The organism is Sphingobacterium paramultivorum (assembly GCF_014109745.1).
Classification (GTDB): Bacteria; Bacteroidota; Bacteroidia; order Sphingobacteriales; family Sphingobacteriaceae; genus Sphingobacterium; species Sphingobacterium paramultivorum.
In genome coordinates this window covers 2,069,912-2,091,508 of record NZ_CP058555.1, presented here as the reverse complement: position 1 = coordinate 2,091,508, position 21,597 = coordinate 2,069,912, and the positions used below count along the sequence as shown (strand labels likewise).

19 protein-coding genes are annotated in these 21,597 nt (G+C 40.9%); 10 read left to right on the top strand and 9 right to left on the bottom strand.

Annotated elements, in window-relative coordinates:
- Positions 1-3 precede the first annotated feature (3 nt).
- The gene (locus HS960_RS09165) at positions 4-312 is read left to right on the top strand and encodes a hypothetical protein (RefSeq protein WP_182332245.1); all 309 of its coding nucleotides are present in this window, start codon (positions 4-6) and stop codon (positions 310-312) included.
- A 619-nt stretch (positions 313-931) separates the two neighbouring features.
- Positions 932-1,525: a TlpA family protein disulfide reductase gene (locus tag HS960_RS09160; protein ID WP_159726956.1), complete on the top strand. Its 594-nt coding sequence runs from the start codon at positions 932-934 to the stop codon at positions 1,523-1,525.
- Between the two features lie 139 nt (positions 1,526-1,664).
- Here HS960_RS09160 and HS960_RS09155 read toward each other — a convergent pair whose 3' ends face one another.
- The 3 genes from HS960_RS09155 to HS960_RS09145 form a co-directional block, all read right to left on the bottom strand.
- Positions 1,665-1,856, bottom strand: a complete 192-nt coding sequence (locus HS960_RS09155) for a cold-shock protein (RefSeq protein WP_070566486.1) — start codon at positions 1,854-1,856, stop codon at positions 1,665-1,667.
- A gap of 353 nt (positions 1,857-2,209) precedes the next feature.
- Positions 2,210-3,265 (bottom strand): 3-oxoacyl-ACP synthase III family protein, encoded by a 1,056-nt coding sequence (locus tag HS960_RS09150; protein WP_159726954.1) that lies wholly within the window; start codon positions 3,263-3,265, stop codon positions 2,210-2,212.
- Positions 3,266-3,412: 147 nt separating this feature from the next.
- Positions 3,413-4,555 carry a DUF4932 domain-containing protein gene (locus tag HS960_RS09145; RefSeq protein ID WP_159726952.1) on the bottom strand — a complete coding sequence of 381 codons (1,143 nt, stop codon included), beginning with the start codon at positions 4,553-4,555 and terminating at the stop codon, positions 3,413-3,415.
- Between the two features lie 271 nt (positions 4,556-4,826).
- Between HS960_RS09145 and HS960_RS09140 the strand changes: the two genes are divergently transcribed.
- From HS960_RS09140 to HS960_RS09115, 6 genes are all read left to right on the top strand, one after another.
- Positions 4,827-5,351 (top strand): RNA polymerase sigma factor, encoded by a 525-nt coding sequence (locus tag HS960_RS09140; protein WP_153847568.1) that lies wholly within the window; start codon positions 4,827-4,829, stop codon positions 5,349-5,351.
- 83 nt (positions 5,352-5,434) lie between these two features.
- Positions 5,435-6,493, top strand: a complete 1,059-nt coding sequence (locus HS960_RS09135; protein ID WP_182332243.1) for a FecR family protein — start codon at positions 5,435-5,437, stop codon at positions 6,491-6,493.
- 5 nt (positions 6,494-6,498) lie between these two features.
- Complete coding sequence (locus HS960_RS09130) at positions 6,499-9,537, top strand: SusC/RagA family TonB-linked outer membrane protein (protein WP_153847566.1); 3,039 nt, start codon at positions 6,499-6,501, stop codon at positions 9,535-9,537.
- 94 nt (positions 9,538-9,631) lie between these two features.
- Positions 9,632-11,281 carry a RagB/SusD family nutrient uptake outer membrane protein gene (locus HS960_RS09125; protein ID WP_182332241.1) on the top strand — a complete coding sequence of 550 codons (1,650 nt, stop codon included), beginning with the start codon at positions 9,632-9,634 and terminating at the stop codon, positions 11,279-11,281.
- 9 nt (positions 11,282-11,290) lie between these two features.
- Positions 11,291-12,295, top strand: a complete 1,005-nt coding sequence (locus HS960_RS09120) for a metallophosphoesterase (RefSeq protein WP_182332238.1) — start codon at positions 11,291-11,293, stop codon at positions 12,293-12,295.
- The gene (locus HS960_RS09115; RefSeq protein WP_182332236.1) at positions 12,252-12,512 is read left to right on the top strand and encodes a hypothetical protein; all 261 of its coding nucleotides are present in this window, start codon (positions 12,252-12,254) and stop codon (positions 12,510-12,512) included. Before HS960_RS09120 ends, HS960_RS09115 begins: the two co-directional genes overlap by 44 nt.
- A 261-nt stretch (positions 12,513-12,773) precedes the next feature.
- Here HS960_RS09115 and HS960_RS09110 read toward each other — a convergent pair whose 3' ends face one another.
- Complete coding sequence (locus tag HS960_RS09110; protein ID WP_153847562.1) at positions 12,774-13,337, bottom strand: biliverdin-producing heme oxygenase; 564 nt, start codon at positions 13,335-13,337, stop codon at positions 12,774-12,776.
- Between the two features lie 319 nt (positions 13,338-13,656).
- Here HS960_RS09110 and HS960_RS09105 point away from each other — a divergent pair, with 319 nt between their 5' ends.
- Together HS960_RS09105 and HS960_RS09100 are read left to right on the top strand one after the other, a co-directional pair.
- Entirely contained in the window at positions 13,657-15,249 is a 1,593-nt protein-coding gene (locus tag HS960_RS09105; RefSeq protein WP_182332234.1) for an MAC/perforin domain-containing protein, read from the top strand.
- A gap of 60 nt (positions 15,250-15,309) precedes the next feature.
- Positions 15,310-16,164, top strand: a complete 855-nt coding sequence (locus HS960_RS09100) for a hypothetical protein (RefSeq protein ID WP_182332232.1) — start codon at positions 15,310-15,312, stop codon at positions 16,162-16,164.
- Positions 16,165-16,260: 96 nt separating this feature from the next.
- Here the strand turns inward: HS960_RS09100 and HS960_RS09095 are convergent, their stop codons facing one another.
- From HS960_RS09095 to HS960_RS09075, 5 genes are all read right to left on the bottom strand, one after another.
- Positions 16,261-17,508 carry a S41 family peptidase gene (locus HS960_RS09095; RefSeq protein WP_182332230.1) on the bottom strand — a complete coding sequence of 416 codons (1,248 nt, stop codon included), beginning with the start codon at positions 17,506-17,508 and terminating at the stop codon, positions 16,261-16,263.
- 197 nt (positions 17,509-17,705) lie between these two features.
- Positions 17,706-18,794 carry a cytochrome-c peroxidase gene (locus HS960_RS09090; protein ID WP_228280263.1) on the bottom strand — a complete coding sequence of 363 codons (1,089 nt, stop codon included), beginning with the start codon at positions 18,792-18,794 and terminating at the stop codon, positions 17,706-17,708.
- A 58-nt stretch (positions 18,795-18,852) separates the two neighbouring features.
- On the bottom strand, positions 18,853-19,779 hold the full coding sequence (locus HS960_RS09085; RefSeq protein WP_182332228.1) for a DUF5018 domain-containing protein: 927 nt from the start codon (positions 19,777-19,779) through the stop codon (positions 18,853-18,855).
- Between the two features lie 162 nt (positions 19,780-19,941).
- Positions 19,942-20,511 (bottom strand): hypothetical protein, encoded by a 570-nt coding sequence (locus HS960_RS09080; RefSeq protein ID WP_182332226.1) that lies wholly within the window; start codon positions 20,509-20,511, stop codon positions 19,942-19,944.
- Between the two features lie 67 nt (positions 20,512-20,578).
- Positions 20,579-21,565 carry a hypothetical protein gene (locus HS960_RS09075; RefSeq protein WP_182332224.1) on the bottom strand — a complete coding sequence of 329 codons (987 nt, stop codon included), beginning with the start codon at positions 21,563-21,565 and terminating at the stop codon, positions 20,579-20,581.
- Positions 21,566-21,597: the final 32 nt, after the last annotated feature.

Here is a 21,597-nt window from a genome sequence, read left to right as displayed (position 1 = left end):
TTTATGGAAACCCCGTTAATCACCTTACTGACCGATCGTAAAACCCAACAATATACCCTTTCAAAAAGACCTGTGGGCTGGTGTATTGATTGTTTGGGTGATTTGGGCGGTTTTGACGATAACTGGTCCCATATGTATGACTATTATCCACAGGGAATTGTTGGTTTCGGTATACAGGACGCCTGGAGAAAGGCTCCAATAAGTCTGGAGGTCTGCTGGGTTATGCAGAAGTGGAAAGATGAGGGGGTGCCAGGCAAAAGTTCATATTGCCATCGCAGGGCGAACTACAGATGGATGGTATCCGATGGGTGAAGTTGATGTGTTATAAAGATTATGATATTTAATTATCTGTTTATATTAGATTATATAAATATCTTATTAATATAGATTTATGTTTTGTTGTTTTTGATGATGTGTCAGTTTGTCAGCTGCATACTTAGGTGCTCAATAGGCCCTACAAAGTTATTGTAATTCTAAAAAGCGGAATCTGTAAATAGGGGTATCCTACACTTTTCTACAGGAGAATGCGGTCAACTTGTGCATTATCTTGACGAATAGGATAAAGGTGAGGCCCACTTTGTTGTTTTTGTATGCTGAGCGCCCCAATTTAGCTTTTGTTAGGAGGGATTAGGGTATTGTTTTCGTGGTAAAAATGTCGATGGTGTGCTGTTATTTTATAAGGATGTCGGTATGGCTCCATTCGGAAAATCATGAGCCGTACAACAAGTAAGTTGGAGGTTTTGTGTTTTTAATAAATATACTAAGTGTTTATATACAGTGTATTGTGCGTTTTATGTCAATTAAAAGTATAGGTTTTGTTTTGCCTTATAAAGGCCGCTAAGGTGTCTTTGAAAAGTCGATGTGTGGGATGAAAGGATGAAATGATTGTGGAAAAAAATCCATAAATTAGGGGAACTAAACAAGCTGTTTTATGAATGTAAAAGTTATCCTAAAAGCTTTCTTATTATTTGCGCTTTGCCTGATCTATGTAATCGGTCATACGCAGGAAAGCAACAACAATAAGAAATTGTGGGCAAAATCAATTTTGAATCAAAAGGCGCCAAAACTTGAGGTTGAGCAGTGGCTCACAGATGTGCCTGATACAAAGGGTAAGTTTATCCTTATTGATTTTTGGGCTACTTGGTGTGGACCCTGCCGGAAAGTAATTCCCGAACTCAATGAATGGCATAAGAAGTATGGTGATAAACTCGTGATCATAGGCCTTTCGGATGAAAAAGCAGAGGTCATTAAAAAGGCGAAGGAGATTAAAATAGATTATTTCTCAGCGATCGATACGAAAGCGAAGTTGAAGAAACAGCTCGAAGTACAGGGAATCCCACACTGTATTTTAGTAGATCCGGATGGCATTGTACGCTGGGAGGGTTTTCCGACGTTAGAGGGACATGAACTCACCGATGATATTGTTGCTGATATCATCAGAAAGTATTCCAGGAAGCGTGGGAGATTCAAAGATAGCAGTCCATATTTTCTGCGACAGGAAGAAGTGATGTTGGCTGGATTGTAAAAGTCTTCCATATGCCGGACCGATAGATCGTCTGGTTTTTGGCGTTACTTCGGTATGGAATGGATAAAAAAAAGTGTAACGGCTGCCCGTTACACTTCGCAAGAAGATAAATAAATTATCCTCTTGTGTGTTTACTTAATTATGCGATACGTACGTTAACTGCATTAACGCCTTTTTTACCGTTTTCTACATCAAATGTTACACTGTCATTTTCGCGTACTTCGTTGATTAAACCAGATACGTGTACGAAAATGTCGTCTCCACCACCAGCAGGCGTGATAAAACCAAAACCTTTTGTTTGGTTGAAGAATTTAATAGTTCCTTCTTGCATTGTTTTATAAATTATATTAAAGTAATCTGTACTACATTATTGTGACAAATGAATATCAACAATAGCTAATCGATTTTTTGCAAGAAATAGGATCTGATTTTGATGATCTTGAATTGACTCAAGTCCAAAAAGGTCTTTACCTCCGTTTTGCTAACAAAAAAGCTTCTGAAAATGCGAAAACTGAGTTGTAAGTATAACTTGACGATTTCAGATAAGCAAAGGCGGAGCCGATTATAATACAAATTTAAGTATAAAATATTGATATATACAGTGTTTTGTTATTTTTTATAAAATAAATCCCATCTAGGCTCTGTATTAGCTTAATAGCTGCACGATATAGTCGCAAAATTACATTAGACCCGATAGGTAAAAGCATTGATATTCATGCCAGCGCCAACAGACGCAAATAGGATGATATCGCCTTCGTGTAGGGATTGATTGTCTATCTGACCACGAGCAATGAGATCATAGAGGGTAGGAATGGTTGCCACGCTGCTATTTCCTAATGTATGTATGGTCATTGGCATAATATCGGGCGGGGGTACTGTACCGTATAGTGCATAGAATCTCATCAGAATGGCTTCGTCCATTTTCTCGTTGGCCTGGTGGATCAGTATTTTTTTGATTGCCGTGATATCGATATCCGCTTTTTGAAGGCAAGCCTGCATGGCTAAAGGAACTTTGCTGAGTGCAAACTCATAGATTTTGCGTCCTTTCATTTTAATATACCGTATATCAGGGTCCTGCTCTTGTTGATAAGAGCTTCCGAAATTGATATAGTTCGCTTCCTCAAGCGCATAAGTTGCGCTTTCATGCGATAGGAGCCCTTGCTCTGACGTGGTGGCTTCGATGATTACAGCGCCAGCGCCATCCGCATAGATCATCGAATCTCTGTCAAAAGGATCTATAACACGGGAAAGCGTTTCTGCGCCAATGACCATACAGCGCTTTGCCATACCTGATTTTATGAAAGCGTTGGCGTGCAACACGCCTTCGTTCCAACCCGGACAACCAAATAGTAGATCATAAGCCACACATTTTGGATTGCTGATCCCGAGTTTTTTCTTCACCCTGCTTGCTAAACTTGGTACAGTATCCGATTGGATTTTGCCAGCTTGCACATCGCCATAATTATGTGCGACAATAATATAGTCCAATGTTTCCGCAGCTATACCTGCGTCTTCAATGGCAAGTTGACCAGCTAGGAAAGCAAGGTCTGAAGCCACTTGGTCAGGATCGGCGTAGCGACGTTCCTCAATGCCAGTGATTGCCTTAAATTTTTCAATGACAGAAGCAGGCTCCTTGAACGGCAGCCTATTTTCATCCAAAAAAAGATGGTCGGCGAAGTCTGCGTTGGTTATTTTATGGGGTGGAATATAACTGCCAGAACCGATAAATCTAATGTTCATAATTCTTTCTCCGTACGTATTGTGTTTAAATATATTTCGACGATCATCCCCTTGTGCTATGCTAATTCCTTATGGTCGTATACATTCACATTTCTAGCGGCTTATTTCCTTCTCAGCTTTAATTTACTAAATATTATCGGGATGGCACTAATTTTCTTTCTCACACCAGTCCAGCAGTGGCTTGTATAAGCTCTGAATATCTTTCGGGTTATTGTCTTTATACAGGCGGAACAATTCGGCGTTAAATTCATCTGCTTTGGGAAATCCTTTTTTATTGACCATCATATCGTTGACGTTTTCAACAATTTGGCCAAAAAGATCATGATCATCTCCAAACTTATCGTAACAATATAAGATGAAAAGTCCCCAGGTTAAATACTCATCAAATACTTTTACCGGACTTGGATAATGAACTGTACTTTTGTTTTCTGTATCGACCCATAAGTCCCTATTATTGAATATTGTATCAATCTGTTTTTTGTTTTTTTCGCTCAATGGACCTACGTAGTTGTGGTCTATCTCCGTAAAAATAATGCGTGTATTGAGTGCTTTTTTGAATTTGGGGCTCCAGGATTCGTCTTCGCGGAGGGTGGGTAAAAAAAGCAAAATTTCTTTGAAACCTTTGTACTTGAAGGTGTGGGTCGCATTCATCCCGGCAATCAGGGGGGAAGTCAATACACGATAGCTATTGATTGTATAATCGAATTTCTTTTCTAACCATTCTTTTTGCTCGGCAATGGAAGCATACTCCTGATATGCTGTACGAAGGCTGTCGTAATAGCCTTGATGCTCTTTGTAGAATGCCCGGTATCCGCTCTGTCTGGCGAATTCTTCCAGGTCGTTTTTGTAAGCGGGTATAGGATTAGATTTCACCTGATAATTTCCAACTCCTCTTGCTGGAAAAATATAGATGTTTGTAGGTACTAATTGGTCGTTTTTGAACTTAAAGCCATATACATTGGCCGCTAAGAGGAAATAGTTGGTTAGATTCTCTCGCAGCTGCTGGTCAAATTTCTTTACGATAGGCAGATTGGAAAATGGGGTGAAATGCGCTTTGACCTCTTCAAAATACGCCGTATTCTGCTTGGTCATGTTTGGATTTTCCTTACCAAAGTCAGTTATCGCAAAGATAATATAGATGAGTTCCTGTGCCTCATTAATTTCAACAGTTGTCTTACCGTCGTTTTGGGCAATATAGGCTTTGCTAAAATCGACGTCTTTTTCTTGGCAGATGGCCAGGTTAGCCATTAATACAAAGCATATTAAAATAAAAAAGATATTCCTTTTCATCGTATCGTTATTTCATATAATTATTGATATGACATGTTGCTGATAGCGTAACGTTTTACCTGTTATGGTCATGTCTGGTTGGGGATTTCACTATGAAATGAAATATTCCCGACTGCAATTATAGGGAGTTTTCTGCTTGTTTTATAATAAAATTTGTACAATTAGAAATGAATTCTGCTAATTGAAGAGGTTATATATTCAATTTGTTTAATTTAATATTGATCTTAACTTAATACTGAGGAAACCTTGTGCTTTTATTTTTGACAGCGCAATGGAACACATTCAGCCTATCAAATCTTCCAATCAGAAAAGCTTCAATCTCGTATACGAAAAGTACCATCGACAGATTTACGGTTTTGTACTCAAGCGTACGCAATCGGATTATATTGCAGAGGAGGTAACGCAGCTGACCTTTATCAAACTCTGGAACCAAAGAGAGAAGCTCGACGAGCAGGTCAGTATTCTGTTGCAGCTTTTCGGTATGGCGCGGCAAGTCATGATCGATCTGCTGCGCAAGGAGGCTACACGTTTCAAATATGAAGGGCAGACAGCAGTGACACCTTTTACCGATAGTCTGATCCGGGCAATTGAAAATAAAGACCTTTTGCGTATGATGGAAAAAGATATCCAGAATATGCCGACGATGCGTCGGAAGGTCTTTGAACTGAGCCGTAAAGAAGGTCTTTCCCATAAAGAGATTGCCGCTCAATTTTCAATTTCCACAAAAACCGTGGAACAGCATATCAGTAAAGCACTTCTTCAACTCAAACAACATCTCTATTCCATTATGCTATAAGTCCTTTATATTAAGTATCGGCGACCTTTATTAAATAATTGTTAAGAACTAAGGGATGTCGTGCTGGCCTGCGTAATAGGAGTATGAAGCATGATAAAAAGCAGCATCAGATCAAAAAGAAGATCTGGAAAATGCCCTTCCTCGTGAACGAACTTTTCAAGGACGAAGATTGGGATAAATTTGATAGCACAGCAATGGAGGAGCCTGTGCCTACTGAAACGATGAAAACGCTTATACAGACTGCCATTCAAAATCAGGAAAAAGCGCAGGATCGAAAGGCATTACATCGATATCGTTTGGTAAAGCTACTGCGATACAGTGCCGCAGCTGCAGTTCTCTTTTTCTTTTCCTTCCATTTTGTTACCTGGTGGACAAAAGATTCAGTTGTACAGCCAGATGCTCAGCGGTCTGCAGCTAAACCTGTTATAGCGCATCAAGATACAGCCTGGACTTCAATAGAAAATAAAAATCCCTATAGTATAACGCTGGATCTACCCGATGGATCCCATGTGCGGTTGTTCGCACAAAGCCATATTCGCTATGTGAAAAATTTTGTTGCCAATGCCCGTGATATTGAACTTAGCGGTAAAGCCTACTTTGATGTAGCATCGGATCCGAAACGCCCATTTTCGGTGTTTGCCAGCGGGACTAAAACAACGGCGCTTGGTACATCCTTTACCATTAATACCAAATTGAAGCGTCAGGCTGTGACTGTGGCATTACATACAGGTAAGGTGCTTGTATCCTCCCTTACAAACGGTTTCAAACAGATTTTTTTAGCTGACCCGGGCCAAAAGCTGACGGTTGATTCACGAGGTGCAACAAGAATTGAAGCCGTCAATAAAAAACAGCCATTGAACACGCCAGGTCTGGCTGCCCCAGATTTGTTAAATCTGAAAAATACACCGATGCCTGATGTGCTAAAGGCGTTAGAAACAGCATTTAAAAAACAGATCCATTTGGGTGACAAGGGTATTTCCGCCATCCATTATACAGGTGAGATTGATGTACATCACGATTCATTGAAGGATATCTTGACAACAATCTGCTTGATCAATGAATTGCGCTTTGTCGCCAATGCGGATGGAAGTTATACGCTATACAAACAGGAAAATACAATTACTGAACATCTAAACAACTAACAGATATGCTCAACAAGAAAAATCCACAAAAAAAGAACCTGCTTATTTTTGCGTTGCTTTCCGCTGGACTTACCCATGTACATGCGCAGCAGCAACAAGTAAAAGGGGCTGTACAAAATGAGAAGGGCGAGTTTCTCCCTGGAGTCAGCGTTAAGGCCATTCAGGATAATGGAGGTCCAAGTGTGACCACCAGTACGAATAGCCAGGGGCTATTCCATTTTCAGAATTTAGTAGAACATGCAGGGTATCGATTTGTGTTTTCGGCGGTAGGATTTCAGTCCGATACGTTATCGGGTTATGTCGTTGAAGCAAGAAAGCCTTTGTCGTTGAGTGTGAAGCTTCAGCAGAGTGCCGTTAAACTGGATGAGGTCGTCATTGGTTACGGCCGTGTATCCAGAAAGGATTTGACGAGTTCCATCAGTACCATCAAAGCAGAAGATGCGAACGTCGGTGTATTTACTTCACCAGCACAGATGCTGCAGGGGAAAGTTGCCGGCCTGACGATTTCGAGCAATAACAGTAATCCCAATGCGACGCCTTCCGTTAGCCTCCGGGGAGCTTCAACGTTACGTAGTGGTGAAGCGATGGAACCCTACTATGTGATCGATGGGGTCCCGGGCGCTTCGCTGGCTTTGGTAGCGCCCGATGATATTGCCTCTATTGACGTGCTTCGCGATGCCTCAGCGACCGCAATTTATGGTTCAAAAGCGGCCAATGGCGTTATTATCGTTACAACGAAGCGTGGAAAATCAGGGCAGACCAATATCAATTACAACGGCTATCTGGCGATCGATAAAGTGGCTAAGCATTATGAGATGATGAATGCGGCGCAATACCGGTCTTATGTCAATGATAATGGATTTTCGATGGAGCCAACGGACGACTTGGGGGCAGATACCGATTGGCAAAGAGCTGTTGAGCGGACAGGGATATCGAACAACCATAATATATCCATTCTTGGAGGAGCAGAAAAAACACAGTATAGCATCAGTCTCAATACCATCAAAAACAATGGCGTTATCAAAGGGACTGATATGGGGCGGCAGATTGCTCGAGCGTTTTTGCAGACCAAGGCGCTGAATGATCGGCTGACGGCTTCTTTCAATATCAACGCAAGTATCACCAAGCAGAATGATGTGCTTGCTTTGGATCAGGGACTCAGCGTTTATGATGCGATGTATTATTACCTGCCTGTATCGCCGGTCCGAAATACCGATGGTTCCTGGTTTGAAAAAGCCGACCGTTCGCAATATGCCAATCCACTTTCTTTAATTGAAGAGAATACAAATTTTTCTAAAACTAAGGTGCTCCAGGCGCATGCAAAACTGGGCTATGAGATCTTGCCCGGGTTGACCTATAATATTGACCTTTCGCTGCAAAATAGGCAGTTTAACAATGCACAGTACTATTCCATGTTTTCGATGGCAGCACGTGGTCAGAATGGCAAATCTATCCGTGCAGCTGTAGAAGATGAACGGAAAGTGATGGAAATGAACCTGAGTTATGAAAAGACATTCGCCGGAAAACATAAGGTAGCTGCACTGGCAGGTTATTCATGGGAAGAGAACAACAATAACGATGGCTTTCAATTGACGACTTCCGATTATTACAGTGACGATTTGAGTTATTATAACCCGGGTATGGCCAATGTAGTTGATTTGTTGGGCTTTGGGAACTATTATCTTTCCACCTTGCGTATGATATCTGTTTATGGCCGTGTGAATTATGCCTATAATAGCAAGTATCTCCTACAGGCGACGGTAAGACGCGACGGTTCCTCGGCTTTCGGAACCAACAATCGTTGGGCGACATTTCCTTCGGTGTCTGCAGCGTGGCGCCTTTCGGAGGAATCATTCATCCGTGAAACCGGAATTTTTGATGACTTAAAGCTGCGTGCTGGTTTCGGGGTGAGTGGCAACTCATTGGGCTTTGACGCATTTACCGCGCAGTCTGTACGTGGTGCCTCATCCAAGTTTTTCGATTATGTAAGTGCCGATGGCCAGGTAAGCCCATTACGTACTTTGATGGTGCTGCGCAATAGCAATCCGAACCTCAAATGGGAAACAACCAGTATGATTAACCTAGGCCTGGATTTCGGATTTCTAAAAAATCGCCTGACAGGGTCTTTGGAGGTCTATAAAAAGAAAACGAGTGACCTGATTTATGATTATCAGGTAAGCAAATCGAAATATATTTATCCAACGCTGACTGCCAATGTTGGTGAAATAGAGAACAAGGGGATTGAACTGAGTCTGAATGCAAAGGCCATTGATAAAGAGGATTTCAAATGGAATACCGGATTGGTGCTATCACACAACACCAATAAGGTGGTGAGCATTGCCAACGAGCAGTTTACGCAGGACTATATCGAATTGTCGGATCTGGGTGGGGCAGGGCAGACCAATGTTTTTCAGCAGAGGCTGACACCGGGAGCACCTATAGGTCAGTTCTATACCTGGGAATGGGCAGGCTATAACGATGAAGGTGTGTCGGTATTCTATACCCGAGATGAGAAAACAGGCGAACGTACAGGCGAAACAACCACAACGCCACAGAAGAAAGATCAGGCTGTGACGGGAAGTCCACAGCCCAAGTTGACACTGGGTTGGAACAATAGCTTTTCGTATAAGAATTTTTCTTTAAACGGAATGTTCCAAGGTGCTTTTGGACAGAAAATTATGAACGCTACCCGGGCGCGCCATTCGAATGTTGTTGGTAATGCTGGGCAGAAAAACGTGCTTGCCAGCGTTGTGGAAACCGAACGCATGACGGATATCAATGCACATTACCTATCCGATCGTTACCTGGAGAATGGAAGCTATCTGCGCTTGGCTTATGTTACGTTGGCTTATACGATACCGATGAAAAATATACCGATTAAAAACCTAAGAGTATATGCAACGATGAACAACGTATTTGTGCTGACGAAATATAAAGGTATTGATCCCGAGGTGGGCTTGGGAGGCCTAACTCCGGGAATTGATAACCGCCAGACCTACCCACGGACGCGAACGTTTATGTTTGGCCTTAACTTTAATTTATAAGACAGACCTGTGGGATGGAAAACTTCTTATCGAAACAATCCTGTTGACATAAATGGAGCATGCCACATGGCCTATAGAACAAGAAATAATTTATATGAAACCAACACTAATAATTCGTTTATTAACCTTATCAGCATTGAGTTTTTCGCTGGGATCTTGTACCGATCTGGATGTTGATATAAAATCACAGCTGACGGAATTTCCGGATTCGGAACGTGCAGCCGAGGCAATTCTTGCCGATGTATATGCCGCTTATCGTGGCGCAATGGGGCGCGATCATTGGATGGCCCAAACACTCTCGGCGGATGAGGCAGTGAGTGTTTCCATGGGGACAGACTGGTTTGATGGCGGTCGATACCGCGAATTCCATCTGCACAATTGGAATGCAGACAACGGCCTCTTACCAAGTATCTGGAACGATGCTTCCACTGGAATCACCTTAGCCAATAATGCCATTGCATTATTCGGGGAAGATAAAGAAAAGCTGACGGCACCTGCCCGCGCAATCCGTGCTTATTATTATTTTATACTGATGGATAATTTTGGCGGTGCCCCGTTAATCACAGGGCCTGTTGATGCTGTCCCCGCACGTTCAAGCCGTGCTGAAATTTGCCGTTTTATTGAGGCCGAATTGCTTGCTGTGAAGGATTTGTTACCTACTACAGTTTCTATAGCAACCTATGGAAAAGCAACGAAATATATGGCCGAAGCGTTACTGGCTAAGTTGTACCTCAACTGGGCTGTTTATACGGCTGCGGATGTGGCCAATTACAATCCAAGTGCACAAAATGAAAAATTAAATGATGTGGTTGCGATGTGCGACCAGATTATTTCCTCAGGACAGTTTAACCTGACAAGCCACAAGTTTATGGCCAAGTTTCGCCCCGATAATGGTTATCAGATAAAGGATTTTATATTTGCCATACCCTATGATCGTGAAAAACAGCAGGGTATGACTTATTCGCGCTTCTGGATACATCGCAGTGCCCAAAATCAGTTTGCAACATTGCCTCAAAGTGTTGGGGGGACTTTTCGTGTATTACCGAGTTATTTGGAGAAATTTAATCTGGCAGGCGACGAAAGGAATGCCTCATACATCGGTGGTAAGCAATATTATTGGTCAAATTATACAGAAGATAAGACTCGTCCTTTTCTGATCAGAACTTCCAAACGCGGCATAGATCAGGATTATAATGCTGCGGATGCAGATGCGCAGTTTGATTGGCAACTGGAGACCACTAAAGAAATTACTTTGCGTTCGGATGGTGCGGCCACGCTGAATGTGGGTAACGACCAAAAGGGGCGCTCAATGGGGTACAGATCCATTAAGTTTTATATGGACGTAGCCGTTACATCAGCCAATCAGCGTAATCAGAGCAATGATGTACCTGTATTTCGCTATGCCGATATCCTGTTGATGAAAGCGGAGGCTATACTCCGTGGGGCTACCGCGACCAATGGTCAGACCGCACAATCTTTGGTTAATCAGATCCGAGCCTATGTCAATGCACCTGTGCTCACGGCTGCCCCAAGTCTGCAGGATGTGTTGGATGAGCGGGCACGTGAGTTTGCTGATGAGTCCTGGCGTAGAAATGACCTGATCCGTTACGGAAAATTTGAAGATAACTGGGGATTCCGATCGCTGTATCCTGCCGGCATGAGCGAGAAGTTCCGTCGTATTTTCCCTGTACCAACAACTGTATTAAACGTAAACACCCACTGGCAACAGAATCCTGGTTATTAAAATCTATTGATGAAACGTAGAACTTTTATGAAAAATTCCCTGGGCACGGCGATTACAGCCGGCCTGGGCGGAATTACGCTCAGTAGTTTCGGTCTGACAAAACCTACGCAACTTGAAAGCGAAGATATACAACAGCTTTTGAAACCCAGAGATGCCTATGATCTTAATTTTATGGCTGTAGGCGACTGGGGCCGCAATGGTGCCGACCATCAGTTGGCTGTAGCGGAGCAGATGGGTCAATGGGCCGATCAGCATCCCAATGACTTTATCATTTCTACCGGTGATAATTTTTACCCTTCCGGAGTGGTCAGTGAACATGATCCCCTGTGGCATTATTCGTTTGAAAATATCTATACCGCATTTTCGCTGCAATGGGACTGGTATCCCATTTTGGGAAACCACGATTATAAATCAGATCCCGATGCACAGGTACGTTATAGTACGATCAGCAGACGTTGGAAGATGCCTGCGCGTTATTACAGCAAGACAATTGCACTTAAGGATGGAAAAAAAGTACTGATGGCCTTTATCGATACTAATCCGATGATTCCTGAATTTTACAGTAACAGCGCGTATGGGCCACATGTTGCGGGACAGCAACCCGAGAAACAGCTGGCCTGGCTAGATCAGCTACTGGAAAATTCGGATGCCCATTGGAAAATTGTCGTCGGTCATCATCCCCTGTATACGGCGGGGCCGCGTACGACGAATTACGACACCCTGGCGGTTCGAAAAGTCTTGGAGTCTATCTTTGAAAAACGGGGAGTAGATATCTACCTTTCAGGACATGAACATTCGCTGCAGCACTTAAAAGTAGAAGGCAAGAAGTTTCATCAGTTTATCTCCGGAGCAGGATCAGAGGTAACGCCTGTAAAAACCGATCTGCCGTATAGTCGTTTTGCGAAAGATCAATACGGGTTCTTCTCTTTCTCGATCAGTAGCGAAGAAATAGCTTGTCAGGTTATCAGCCATGAGGGGATGGAGCTTTATCGGACAGTGGTTACAAAAGTATAAGGTAAGAGGGCAGGCGGTATGGAGCAGATTCGTACTTGCTTCGTACCTGCTTCGTACCTTATTCGGATGCGATACAGATATTGTACAGGTGCTGTACAGCTATCGTACAGACCCTGAACAGGAATTAACTGGTCGGAATTTGGTCAATAATGATCACCAGATTGTTGAGCTCCGAAGGTGGTCCGAACACAGTACGAACACAACCCGAAGACATTAGCGCTCGAGGTAAAAAAAACACAAGCTAGTCTGGGCTAAAAAAGAAGCACTCCTCTGATGCACTTTTTGTGCGATAGAGGAATGCTTCTTTTTCTGTGTTAAATAGATATGCTGCAGGACTTCGCTGCGAAAAAGAATACAGCGAGCCATACGAGTCCTTTAGCCAGAAAGAAGAGAAATGCTCCAATTCCGGCACGCTTAAGCCATTTAGATTTGTTGTCTTTTTGCTCCATTTATGGGATTAAACACGAACACTCCAATTTTAGTTCGCACTGGCAATAGGAGTGAATACTTCGCCAAAGTTATAAAAAGTTTGGTTTGCAATTTCTACTGCGCGATCATAAGTCGCCGGATCTTCTGAATATTTGTTTAATACCGCTGTAAATCCAGCCCACATCTCACGGCTATTTTCGCCATAACCTTCGAAGAAAGAAGTTCCTTTGGTAAGGCCATATTTGTTGAGCATCTGCACGATATACGGACCACCCATGATTGAACCTTCCAAAACATATAATGATGCAAGTGCTTCTTGTATATTTGCTACAGCTGGAGCATTTGCTTCTGGCAAGTTATCTACGTTACCACCCAAAGCTTCGATATCGCTTTTGATGTAAGATGAGTTGCGGCGTTCGGCCAAATCGGGCAATACTTCTGCGGTTACAAAAGGAGCGATGCTATCTTCTACGGCGCGGAAATAAGCATAAAAGCCTTTCAATACTTCTGCGTAATCTGCTTCAGAACGAATATTTTTCAATTGGCGCACGATCGTTCCTTCTACGTTTTGGTGAGCTGCGTGCGTTTGCTCTTTGATATGTTGACTTAACATGTTCTTATTTTTATTTATAACGATTCTATACAAAGATTCGTATTTATTTCCACAAATTTATGCTGTTTTCTGCTTTATCATCTATGAAAAACGCTTTTAATTTAAATTGGAAATATTATTGTTATATATTCGATGTTATTAATATAAGAGAGTTTTTATTTTTAATAAACTATTTTTTTTAATAAAATAGGATATATATATGTATCTTTTAGTATTATTAAATTTGTGTGATATTTAATGTTATTTTAATTTAATTTTTAATTGGAATAATTATAAATAAGTGTGTATTTGACCAAGTTAACATATAATTATTTAAACAATGAAAAGGATATTTTTTGGTGTAGCATTGCTTATGCTATCATGTTTTAGTTCTTGTAAAAAGGACATTCCTAGTGATGTAATTGGAACAAGCCAACGGTCTGCAGGGGATAAAGATCTTGATTTATTAGGGCATGGATATAATGCTTTAGGTAGATTTGCTAATGAGCAGGAAGGAAAAGGATTGGTAATTGATGTAAAGAAAATCAGGTCTGAACAAGCGAATAGAATTGAAGTAGGGACATTAAGCTATCAAAATTTTAATGTCAATTCGGCTGAAGACTCAAGAACATATATTAAGAATATATTAACTAAAATAAATATAGATACGAAATATTTACTATTTAGCTCAACGCTGAGAAGCACATTTACGGATTATGATTCTACAGAAACCACTTATTCTTATGCTTCGGTTGATAAGTTAGTAATTACAAAGAAATTGGCTATTATTATGGGGCTTGACGAAATAAAAAGTAATTATCTCTCTGCCAATTTTTTGAGTGACTGTGAGACAATGAGCCCGCAAGATATTATTAAATATTATGGGACACATGTATTGCGTGATATTACATTAGGGGGGAAAATTTCTGCGACCTATAGATCCCAAATAAGTAGTAGTGACAAAAAGCACAAAGTAGAAATTGGTGTAAAAGCTGGTGTATTTAAAGTTTTTGGCTTAGGAATGTCCGTCGGGGGTGGTACAAATATTAATGAGAGTGAATTGACCGAAAATAAAAATCAAACCTTAACTTATTCTGCAGTGGGTGGAAACCCTTCAATAAATATTGCTGGTACTGTAAATTTAGCTCCGGGAACTACGACTCCTACAATAGATTTAACGGCTTGGCAAAATAGTGTTGACCTAGATAACTCCCATTTAATTGATATAGCACAGGATGGTTTAATACCAATATATGAGCTAGTACCAGGTTATAAAGGCGTGTTGGTAAAAGAATATTTTATGAAGAATATCAATAAATTAAAGCTAGGCTTAGATTATTTTAATGTAGGAGACTTTATATACCAAAATAATTGGATTGATGGGAAATATTTTTTGCTGTTGAACTTCCCGGATGGAATTAGGTTAGTTGCAGTAAGTGATAGAGAGGCATCTGTCAGAGTTGTTAAAGCTCCGTTTGGAGAGTATACTATTAACAAACAATATTATAGCAAATTTGAGTTATGTGGAGATGTAAATGTGAAAAACCATTATTTTGATCCGATGCTTATTGGCCTCGTGCCATATGATTTCTTGACAAACGAATATAGTACTAATGATGTACAAAGAAATTTAGCTTGGGATAGATGGGAAGAGTTATTGCTTTCCAGTGGAACGACTGCATTAATGAATGAGTGGAAACCTAATATCTACCCTCAAAAAGATTGGGGAATTGATCTCGTAAAAGTTACTTCTACTAATAAGTACTATGTTCGTTGGAGACAGTATACTAAGGCTAATGCAAATGATTATCAAAATTTTATTGAAAAGTTATATCCAATTGCGGATGCCGACATCGCTCGATATGGATTTAGTAAACAATATTTAAAGCAGATTTCTAGTACAGGAACTGCTACAATAGGAAAATCTTTTTAAGCTTTAAATTGTCCATCTTTCCAAGTTATGATAGTTAGAATATTACTCTGTTTTCTCCTAATGAATATAACTTGGAAAGATTCTTTTTCACAAGTAGTTTTAGATTACTCATTAAGGCCTAAAGTTTCTCGCGAAAATTTCTCGTGGAATATTGCTGGCAATTCCCAAGGTGAGAAGCCAAATATTTTGTCAGAATTGTTATGGAAAAATAACATGCGTGTTGGCGCTGATTTGCAATTAGGGATTAAGTTAAAAAGAAAATTTACAGCTGAAATTACTTATGGTTTTGCAAAAACTAGATCCGGAATAGTTACGGATATCGATTACTCTGCAGATAATCGCAAAGGAATAACTAGTAATGAAACCTATGATAGCGATATGGGAAATGGAGAGACCTTTAATATAAAGCTAGGGCATAATGTACACATGCAGCGTAAAGAGCTAGATATTTACGCTGTTATGCAACTACAAAAAAACAGTTATTTCCTTATTGATAAAATGGAGAAATTATCTAGTACTTATAATAACCGAATTTTAGGCGCTGGTATCGGAGCAATTTTTTTTCTTCCATTTTCTGGTTCTTTTGACTTCAATGTCCTCTTTCAAGCTAGAATGAGCCAATATAATGCGGATGCAAATTGGAATTTAAGAAGTGATTTTGCTCATCCGAAAAGTTTTGAGCATGATATACCTATCTTGGAATGGGATAATGAAGTTAGGCTTAATTATAGGCTCACTAATTTTTTAAAGATTGGCGTTTTTACTGGTTTTTCTAGCTATAACAATATTGGCAAAGGAATAGATAAATTGTATTACAATGATGGCCATATAAGTTTTACTAGATTAAATGAAGTTAAGTCTCATTCCATATCTGCTGGAATGTCAGTTTTATACTCTGTTTATTTTAAAAATTAAGTCCTCCTTTTGGTTTGAGCCGGTAATGCGGAATGTGATTTTCCATACTGATAATCACATTTTTAATATTAACATCTAAACTCGGATTGCTCCTAACTACTTTAACCTAAAGTTTGTTTTAAGTAGCAAATTTTCGTCTGCTGGCAACGGAAAATAAGTAACCGATGAAATTGCTGTGAGATTTTCGTCTTTTGTAATGTCCTTTAATGCTGCTGCAAGCCAGGCTTCCTTTGGATCCCCGGGATGGCGGGAGGTTTCTACCGGAGCTAAGACCAGGTCGACGGGTATGCCATCAAAATAATCACACCAGCCATTGGCATTCCGGATGAGAAATGAAGCCAGGTATACATCGAAATCTCCAATGTGGACTGAAAAAAAACCTACGGGTTTACCAAAGGTCTGCTGACCGATGAGGCGTATCGGAATATAAGGTTTGAAGCTGCTGATCAGTAATTCACTTGCCGAAGCCGTGCGTTCAGATACAATGCATGACAGCTGCTGTAGTGAATTAAAATGTCCCTTTTTGATAAAGTAATGCGTATTGGCTTTTTCACTATAATCCACATCGGCGAGGGTGGCAGGGCGTCCTTTGTATTGGACCACTTTGCCATTTGCATCCAGATAAGGTTGTTGAAGGAGTAGTTTTGCCTTGCCTTGCTGTACATTCGGATGAAATTGCTCGCTGAACATAACTTTTTTATCCAGTTTGGCTGGGCTAATGAGGTTGGCTAAATATTCTGCGGTCTCCACATAACCGCCACCGTTATGACGTAGATCTAGGATGAGATGAGTAACTTGCTTTTGAGCCAGTTCGGCTGCAAGCTGATCCAGTTCGGCCTTCACTGTCTGGAGCTGGGGAAAGGAGGGAATGTAAACATAAGCAATCCGTTTGTTTCCCACAGACCAGTAGGACAGGTGTGTCGCATACCTGTAGGGTGTTTCTATGCTGGCCATGTGACCACTACTTTTCCTGTCGTTACGACGACGCTCCAAATATGAATATTTGGGTTTATTGGGGATGGTCGACAATTCGTAAGGTCTATCTTTCTTGTGCAAAGCGTATTGGCTGAGGGCAAAAAGTGCCCGCTCATAAGCCGTTTGTTCGGGGTCTATCTGTGCATATTTCGTCCGCGGATCAAAAGTAGTATATGAAGGGAGAGATTCCTGCCAGCGGTATAGCTGTTTGGCATACAGGTAGATTGAGTCGAGAGTCAATTCTTTTTTTGTTCCTGTTTTTGGACTAATAAATTCATCGGGCAGAGTTGTTGTTTTACTGCCGTTCTGACAAGCTGTTATAGCAGTTATTGTAACTAATAGACCAACTATTTGGCGGATTCGACTCATTATTTGATGCGCATTTTGTTCCTTATCCTTGTAGTTGATTCGCTACAAAATGGATAATTATCTGAAATTTAATACTTTTTTACTTTTTTATTTGATATAAAAGCCTAATTTTGTGCCAATTTATTTAATTTTTGATGCCTCCGCTACTGTGGAGTACTCAAAATGTCCCAAAGGTATTCCCTTTGGGATTTTTTATTTTAGGGTAATACAGGTCGTTCTGTTTTGTTTGGTACACTGGATAAACTCTCCAAAAAAGCCAAGATATTTTCCTGTTCTTTACTGCTTAATCGGACATTTTGAATATGCGGCGATAAGGTGCCATTGATCTGTTGTCCTGTCTTTTGGGGCATGCCCTGACTCAGCAAGTTGATCAGTTCACTTAAGCTCGAAATACTACCATTGTGCAGGTAGGGTGCAGTATGGATCACATTGCGCAGACCCGGCGTGCGAAATTTACCTTTGTCTGTTTCCAGTCCTGTTGCCTCAAAGCGACCATTGTCCAAGGCACCTTTGCTGGTAACAGCATAACCCAGATTATGAAAATCGAGATCTGTAAAGAAGGCACCATTATGGCAGTTGATGCATTTCCCTTTTGTGCGAAACAGATGGAGACCTTCGAGCTGTGCATCGTTTAATGCCTGGTAATCTCCTTTGATAAAACGGTCAAAGGCGGTTTCACCACTGCTAATTGATCTTGAATACGCTGCTATGGCATCTAGCAATCCTTCGGCGCTCTTCGTCTGGCTCGAATAAGCCGCCTCATATAAACTGAGGTAGCCTGGTATAGCTTGCAGCTTAGCGGGTAAAGCAGTCGTATTTCCGCCCATTTCGATGGGGGAGTTGATGGCTTCGGCAATCTGCTCTCGATAAGTCATTGCGCGGCCGTCGTGGAAGAGTTTGCCTTCCAGGTACCAGACATTTTCCATGGAAGGTGTATTGCGGTGATGCAGTGCGATACCATCTGCCGTTGTTTTTTGGTCGATCCAGTAGGTGTCCGGATTATGACATGAAGCGCAAGTCTTCATGCCATTACCGGTGCGGGGGTCGAAAAATAAGGCTTTGCCAAGTGCTATTAGCTCGGCCTTATCTTTCGATGGGTTTTCGGGTAAAGCGGCCAGTTCACGTATCTTGATATTGTTGTACCAAGTGGCAGCTGGCCATTGCGTTACCGATTTACTATATTGTTGACGTAAGGTTTCTTCAGGTTGAGGGACAATCGTCGGCTCTTCTGGCGTAGACTTACTTTTGCTGCAGCTGTATACAATGATAGCTACTAATGCGATCACGATAAACTGTTTTGTTTGATTAGTGACAAACACGATTAAAATGAGTTGGTAAAGCGTATTAGTTTAGCGTGATATAATAAGTATCCTCTAATAATACTTTTCCTGATTTGTCTACCATTTTTAGCTTGTTGATTCCACTACCCGCTACATTGGACGGTATAGGGATGGTAACCGTCATTGCGTTCACATCAAATACCGCATTGTTTATAGTATATTCTTTATTCAGATTGTCCACCGCGATGAAATGGTCAAAATCGCTTTTAAAATAACGCTCGTAAAGGACTTTACTTTGCAAAGGAGCCACAAAGTTTTCTCCTTTTTTAACGCTATATAAGAGATTACTCTTTATTAATAGATTGAGGATGCTAGGTAAGACAGCCTCAAATGAATCGCTTACGATGGAATAACGGCCTGACACCAATTTGACCTTATAGCCAGTACCTGCTTTGAAGTCATCTGGAGCCGTAAAAGTGACAGCAAAATTAGTGGGTACTATATTTTTGCTAAACGAAAGTAATGTTTCTTTTCCATCTTTATCTATTAAATAGCCTTTAGTTTGTGTCTCGTTGGGTATAATGTTTTCTCCAATAAAAGTGAAAGTATTCGGATCAGTGATATAGTATTGACCAGACGATAAACTGTTAAATGTAGCTTGTACTATGGGCTGATTGTATTGGAAGGTCAATGTATAGTTTTTGCTGGATCCGTCCTGTGCCCGAACAGTATAGGTGATGGGTTTTTCGGATTGGAGTTTTATCGGTGTACCCGATGCAGGCGTAATAGTCGCTAATTCCGAAACTTTAATCGTAGGTGTAATGTTTTCGGGCTGCTCCACCAATGGAGGCCAATATAAGATAATCTGGTCATTCACAATGCTGGCTGACAAGATTTTGCCATCAGCATCCTGAATGCTAAAAGATTCAATGTCATTGTAGGGCAGGCTGGGGTATTCCGTTTTACAGGACCAGCATGTTAGTGCTAGCATAAAAATCGCTAGAAATTGAAGGATATGTATTTGTTTTTTCAAAAATGAGTGTTGCATAATTTTTTTGGTTAAAAAAATCGTTATGCGGATGTTGATTAGGCTAAAAAGATCCGCAACCCATCCACCAGGTTGCGGAATCTTTCATTCATTAAATAGGAAGGACTATAATGCCTTAACTTCGATATTGGTATCTGCTTTTACTTGTAATTGACCTGCCACTACTTGTTGGCCAACATTTGTAAAATTAATTAACTTAACAGCATACGAAGCTCCGGAAGAATTTCCGACCAACACTGTCAAAGGTTGGATTGCTTGGTTTGCATGGCTATCTAAATCATATTCATACCATTCGCCACTACCCTGTGATGATACTGAAGTCGCTGTTGCCCAATCTGATGCTGTAACGGAAGCGATGTCTTTTGCTACCGTTCTGATCGAATAAGATCCATTAGCCTTGATCGAACCATTTACATGGCTAAAGAATGCAACTTGACCAGAGCTACTCAAGCTTTGTGCACCTGTAGCAAGGTCGACATATACTGCAGGCCAAGTTGCTGCAGCTGCTGGGCTCCACCATTGACCTACAACAGTGTAGTTACTATTTGCTTTAGCTTGGTTCAGCGCTAAAGGAGCTGTTGCTGATTCTGTTGTTGGGGCTGCTGCCCATACTGCTGCCGATAGCACAGTCACGGCCATCGCTGATTTTAAGATAGTTTTGATGTTTGAGTTCATGTTGAGATCTCCTCTTGTTTTAATTTATTTAATTTTGATGCCACCATGGCATACTGTGGATGCTTGTTTATGATTCCGTTATTGTACTTGGAGACAACTGTGTCTTTACAACATCGGCCCAGTCTTTAAATTGGAATTTGATCTGCAAATTATCAAAGGTTCCGATTGGAAGAGTCGCTGGTAATGAAACTGTCATTTCGGTACGGTTATAAGATTTAATAGTCAATGGATAATCTTTTCCATTGAGTGTCATGATAACGGCCGTAGGATCTAGAATAACCTTATCTAGGCCAGCTTTTATGGTCCAATCTTTATTTTTTGCGAGATTTAGACCCAATAAGCTAACAATTACGTCAGGTTGACGATATGTAATTTTGAGCGGATTGGCTAATGTAATGGTATGGTTGATGTTGGTTACCTCTACATCATAGGTACCTGCTTTAATATCGGATGGAATGCGGTTTTCCCGTTCGGTACCCGTATAGCTTAATTGGTATCCAATCCCCGATACTTTCAGGCTATTCGGCGTAGCCATTTGATACCTTTGTTTGGTCTCCTGATTAATCAGTGCAATACTCACCAATGAAGGATTGGTATGCATAAAGGTTCCATTAATCGCCGGGAAACCAGCGCCAGGACCTTTTGTAAGCGAAATAGAAGATGTCGATGCAAAAGTCGCTTCAAAAGATGGCGTACTTTGTAATTCAATTTTTAAGCTATAGGTTCTTGTGGTACCTGTAGCAGATTTTACGGTATACGTCTGGCTCTTTTCATCTGTTTTAACAGGCAAAATTTCTTTTGTTAAACTAGCACCATTCGCGACTTTAATAGTCGGGTCGATGACGAGCAACCCATAATAATAAGGGAGATATACCGTAATGACATTTTTTTCATTGTCTATAGCGCCATAGATAACCTCATCATTAGGGAGGTTGGTGACCTTATATTCGAGTATCTTATCTGTGGGAAGTAAGGCTAATTCTTCCGTTTTGGTGCAGCGGGTTAGCAGCAATCCTAAAAAAAGGAAGCTTAAAATGCTGTATATTCTTTTCATGTTAGTTTAGTGTCTAAATCAGAATGCTTAGC

Excerpts from the sequence above, each read along its gene's own strand:
- HS960_RS09125 (WP_182332241.1), top strand. The coding sequence starts at position 9,632 with ATGAAACCAACACTAATAATTCGTTTATTAACCTTATCAGCATTGAGT.
- HS960_RS09145 (WP_159726952.1), bottom strand. The coding sequence starts at position 4,555 with ATGAAAAGGAATATCTTTTTTATTTTAATATGCTTTGTATTAATGGCT.
- HS960_RS09140 (WP_153847568.1), top strand. The coding sequence starts at position 4,827 with ATGGAACACATTCAGCCTATCAAATCTTCCAATCAGAAAAGCTTCAAT.
- HS960_RS09160 (WP_159726956.1), top strand. The coding sequence starts at position 932 with ATGAATGTAAAAGTTATCCTAAAAGCTTTCTTATTATTTGCGCTTTGC.
- HS960_RS09095 (WP_182332230.1), bottom strand. The coding sequence starts at position 17,508 with ATGAGTCGAATCCGCCAAATAGTTGGTCTATTAGTTACAATAACTGCT.
- HS960_RS09130 (WP_153847566.1), top strand. The coding sequence starts at position 6,499 with ATGCTCAACAAGAAAAATCCACAAAAAAAGAACCTGCTTATTTTTGCG.
- HS960_RS09085 (WP_182332228.1), bottom strand. The coding sequence starts at position 19,779 with ATGCTAGCACTAACATGCTGGTCCTGTAAAACGGAATACCCCAGCCTG.
- HS960_RS09115 (WP_182332236.1), top strand. The coding sequence starts at position 12,252 with ATGAGGGGATGGAGCTTTATCGGACAGTGGTTACAAAAGTATAAGGTA.
- HS960_RS09100 (WP_182332232.1), top strand. The coding sequence starts at position 15,310 with ATGAATATAACTTGGAAAGATTCTTTTTCACAAGTAGTTTTAGATTAC.
- HS960_RS09165 (WP_182332245.1), top strand. The coding sequence starts at position 4 with ATGGAAACCCCGTTAATCACCTTACTGACCGATCGTAAAACCCAACAA.
- HS960_RS09135 (WP_182332243.1), top strand. The coding sequence starts at position 5,435 with ATGAAGCATGATAAAAAGCAGCATCAGATCAAAAAGAAGATCTGGAAA.
- HS960_RS09155 (WP_070566486.1), bottom strand. The coding sequence starts at position 1,856 with ATGCAAGAAGGAACTATTAAATTCTTCAACCAAACAAAAGGTTTTGGT.
- HS960_RS09150 (WP_159726954.1), bottom strand. The coding sequence starts at position 3,265 with ATGAACATTAGATTTATCGGTTCTGGCAGTTATATTCCACCCCATAAA.
- HS960_RS09120 (WP_182332238.1), top strand. The coding sequence starts at position 11,291 with ATGAAACGTAGAACTTTTATGAAAAATTCCCTGGGCACGGCGATTACA.
- HS960_RS09075 (WP_182332224.1), bottom strand. The coding sequence starts at position 21,565 with ATGAAAAGAATATACAGCATTTTAAGCTTCCTTTTTTTAGGATTGCTG.
- HS960_RS09080 (WP_182332226.1), bottom strand. The coding sequence starts at position 20,511 with ATGAACTCAAACATCAAAACTATCTTAAAATCAGCGATGGCCGTGACT.
- HS960_RS09105 (WP_182332234.1), top strand. The coding sequence starts at position 13,657 with ATGAAAAGGATATTTTTTGGTGTAGCATTGCTTATGCTATCATGTTTT.
- HS960_RS09110 (WP_153847562.1), bottom strand. The coding sequence starts at position 13,337 with ATGTTAAGTCAACATATCAAAGAGCAAACGCACGCAGCTCACCAAAAC.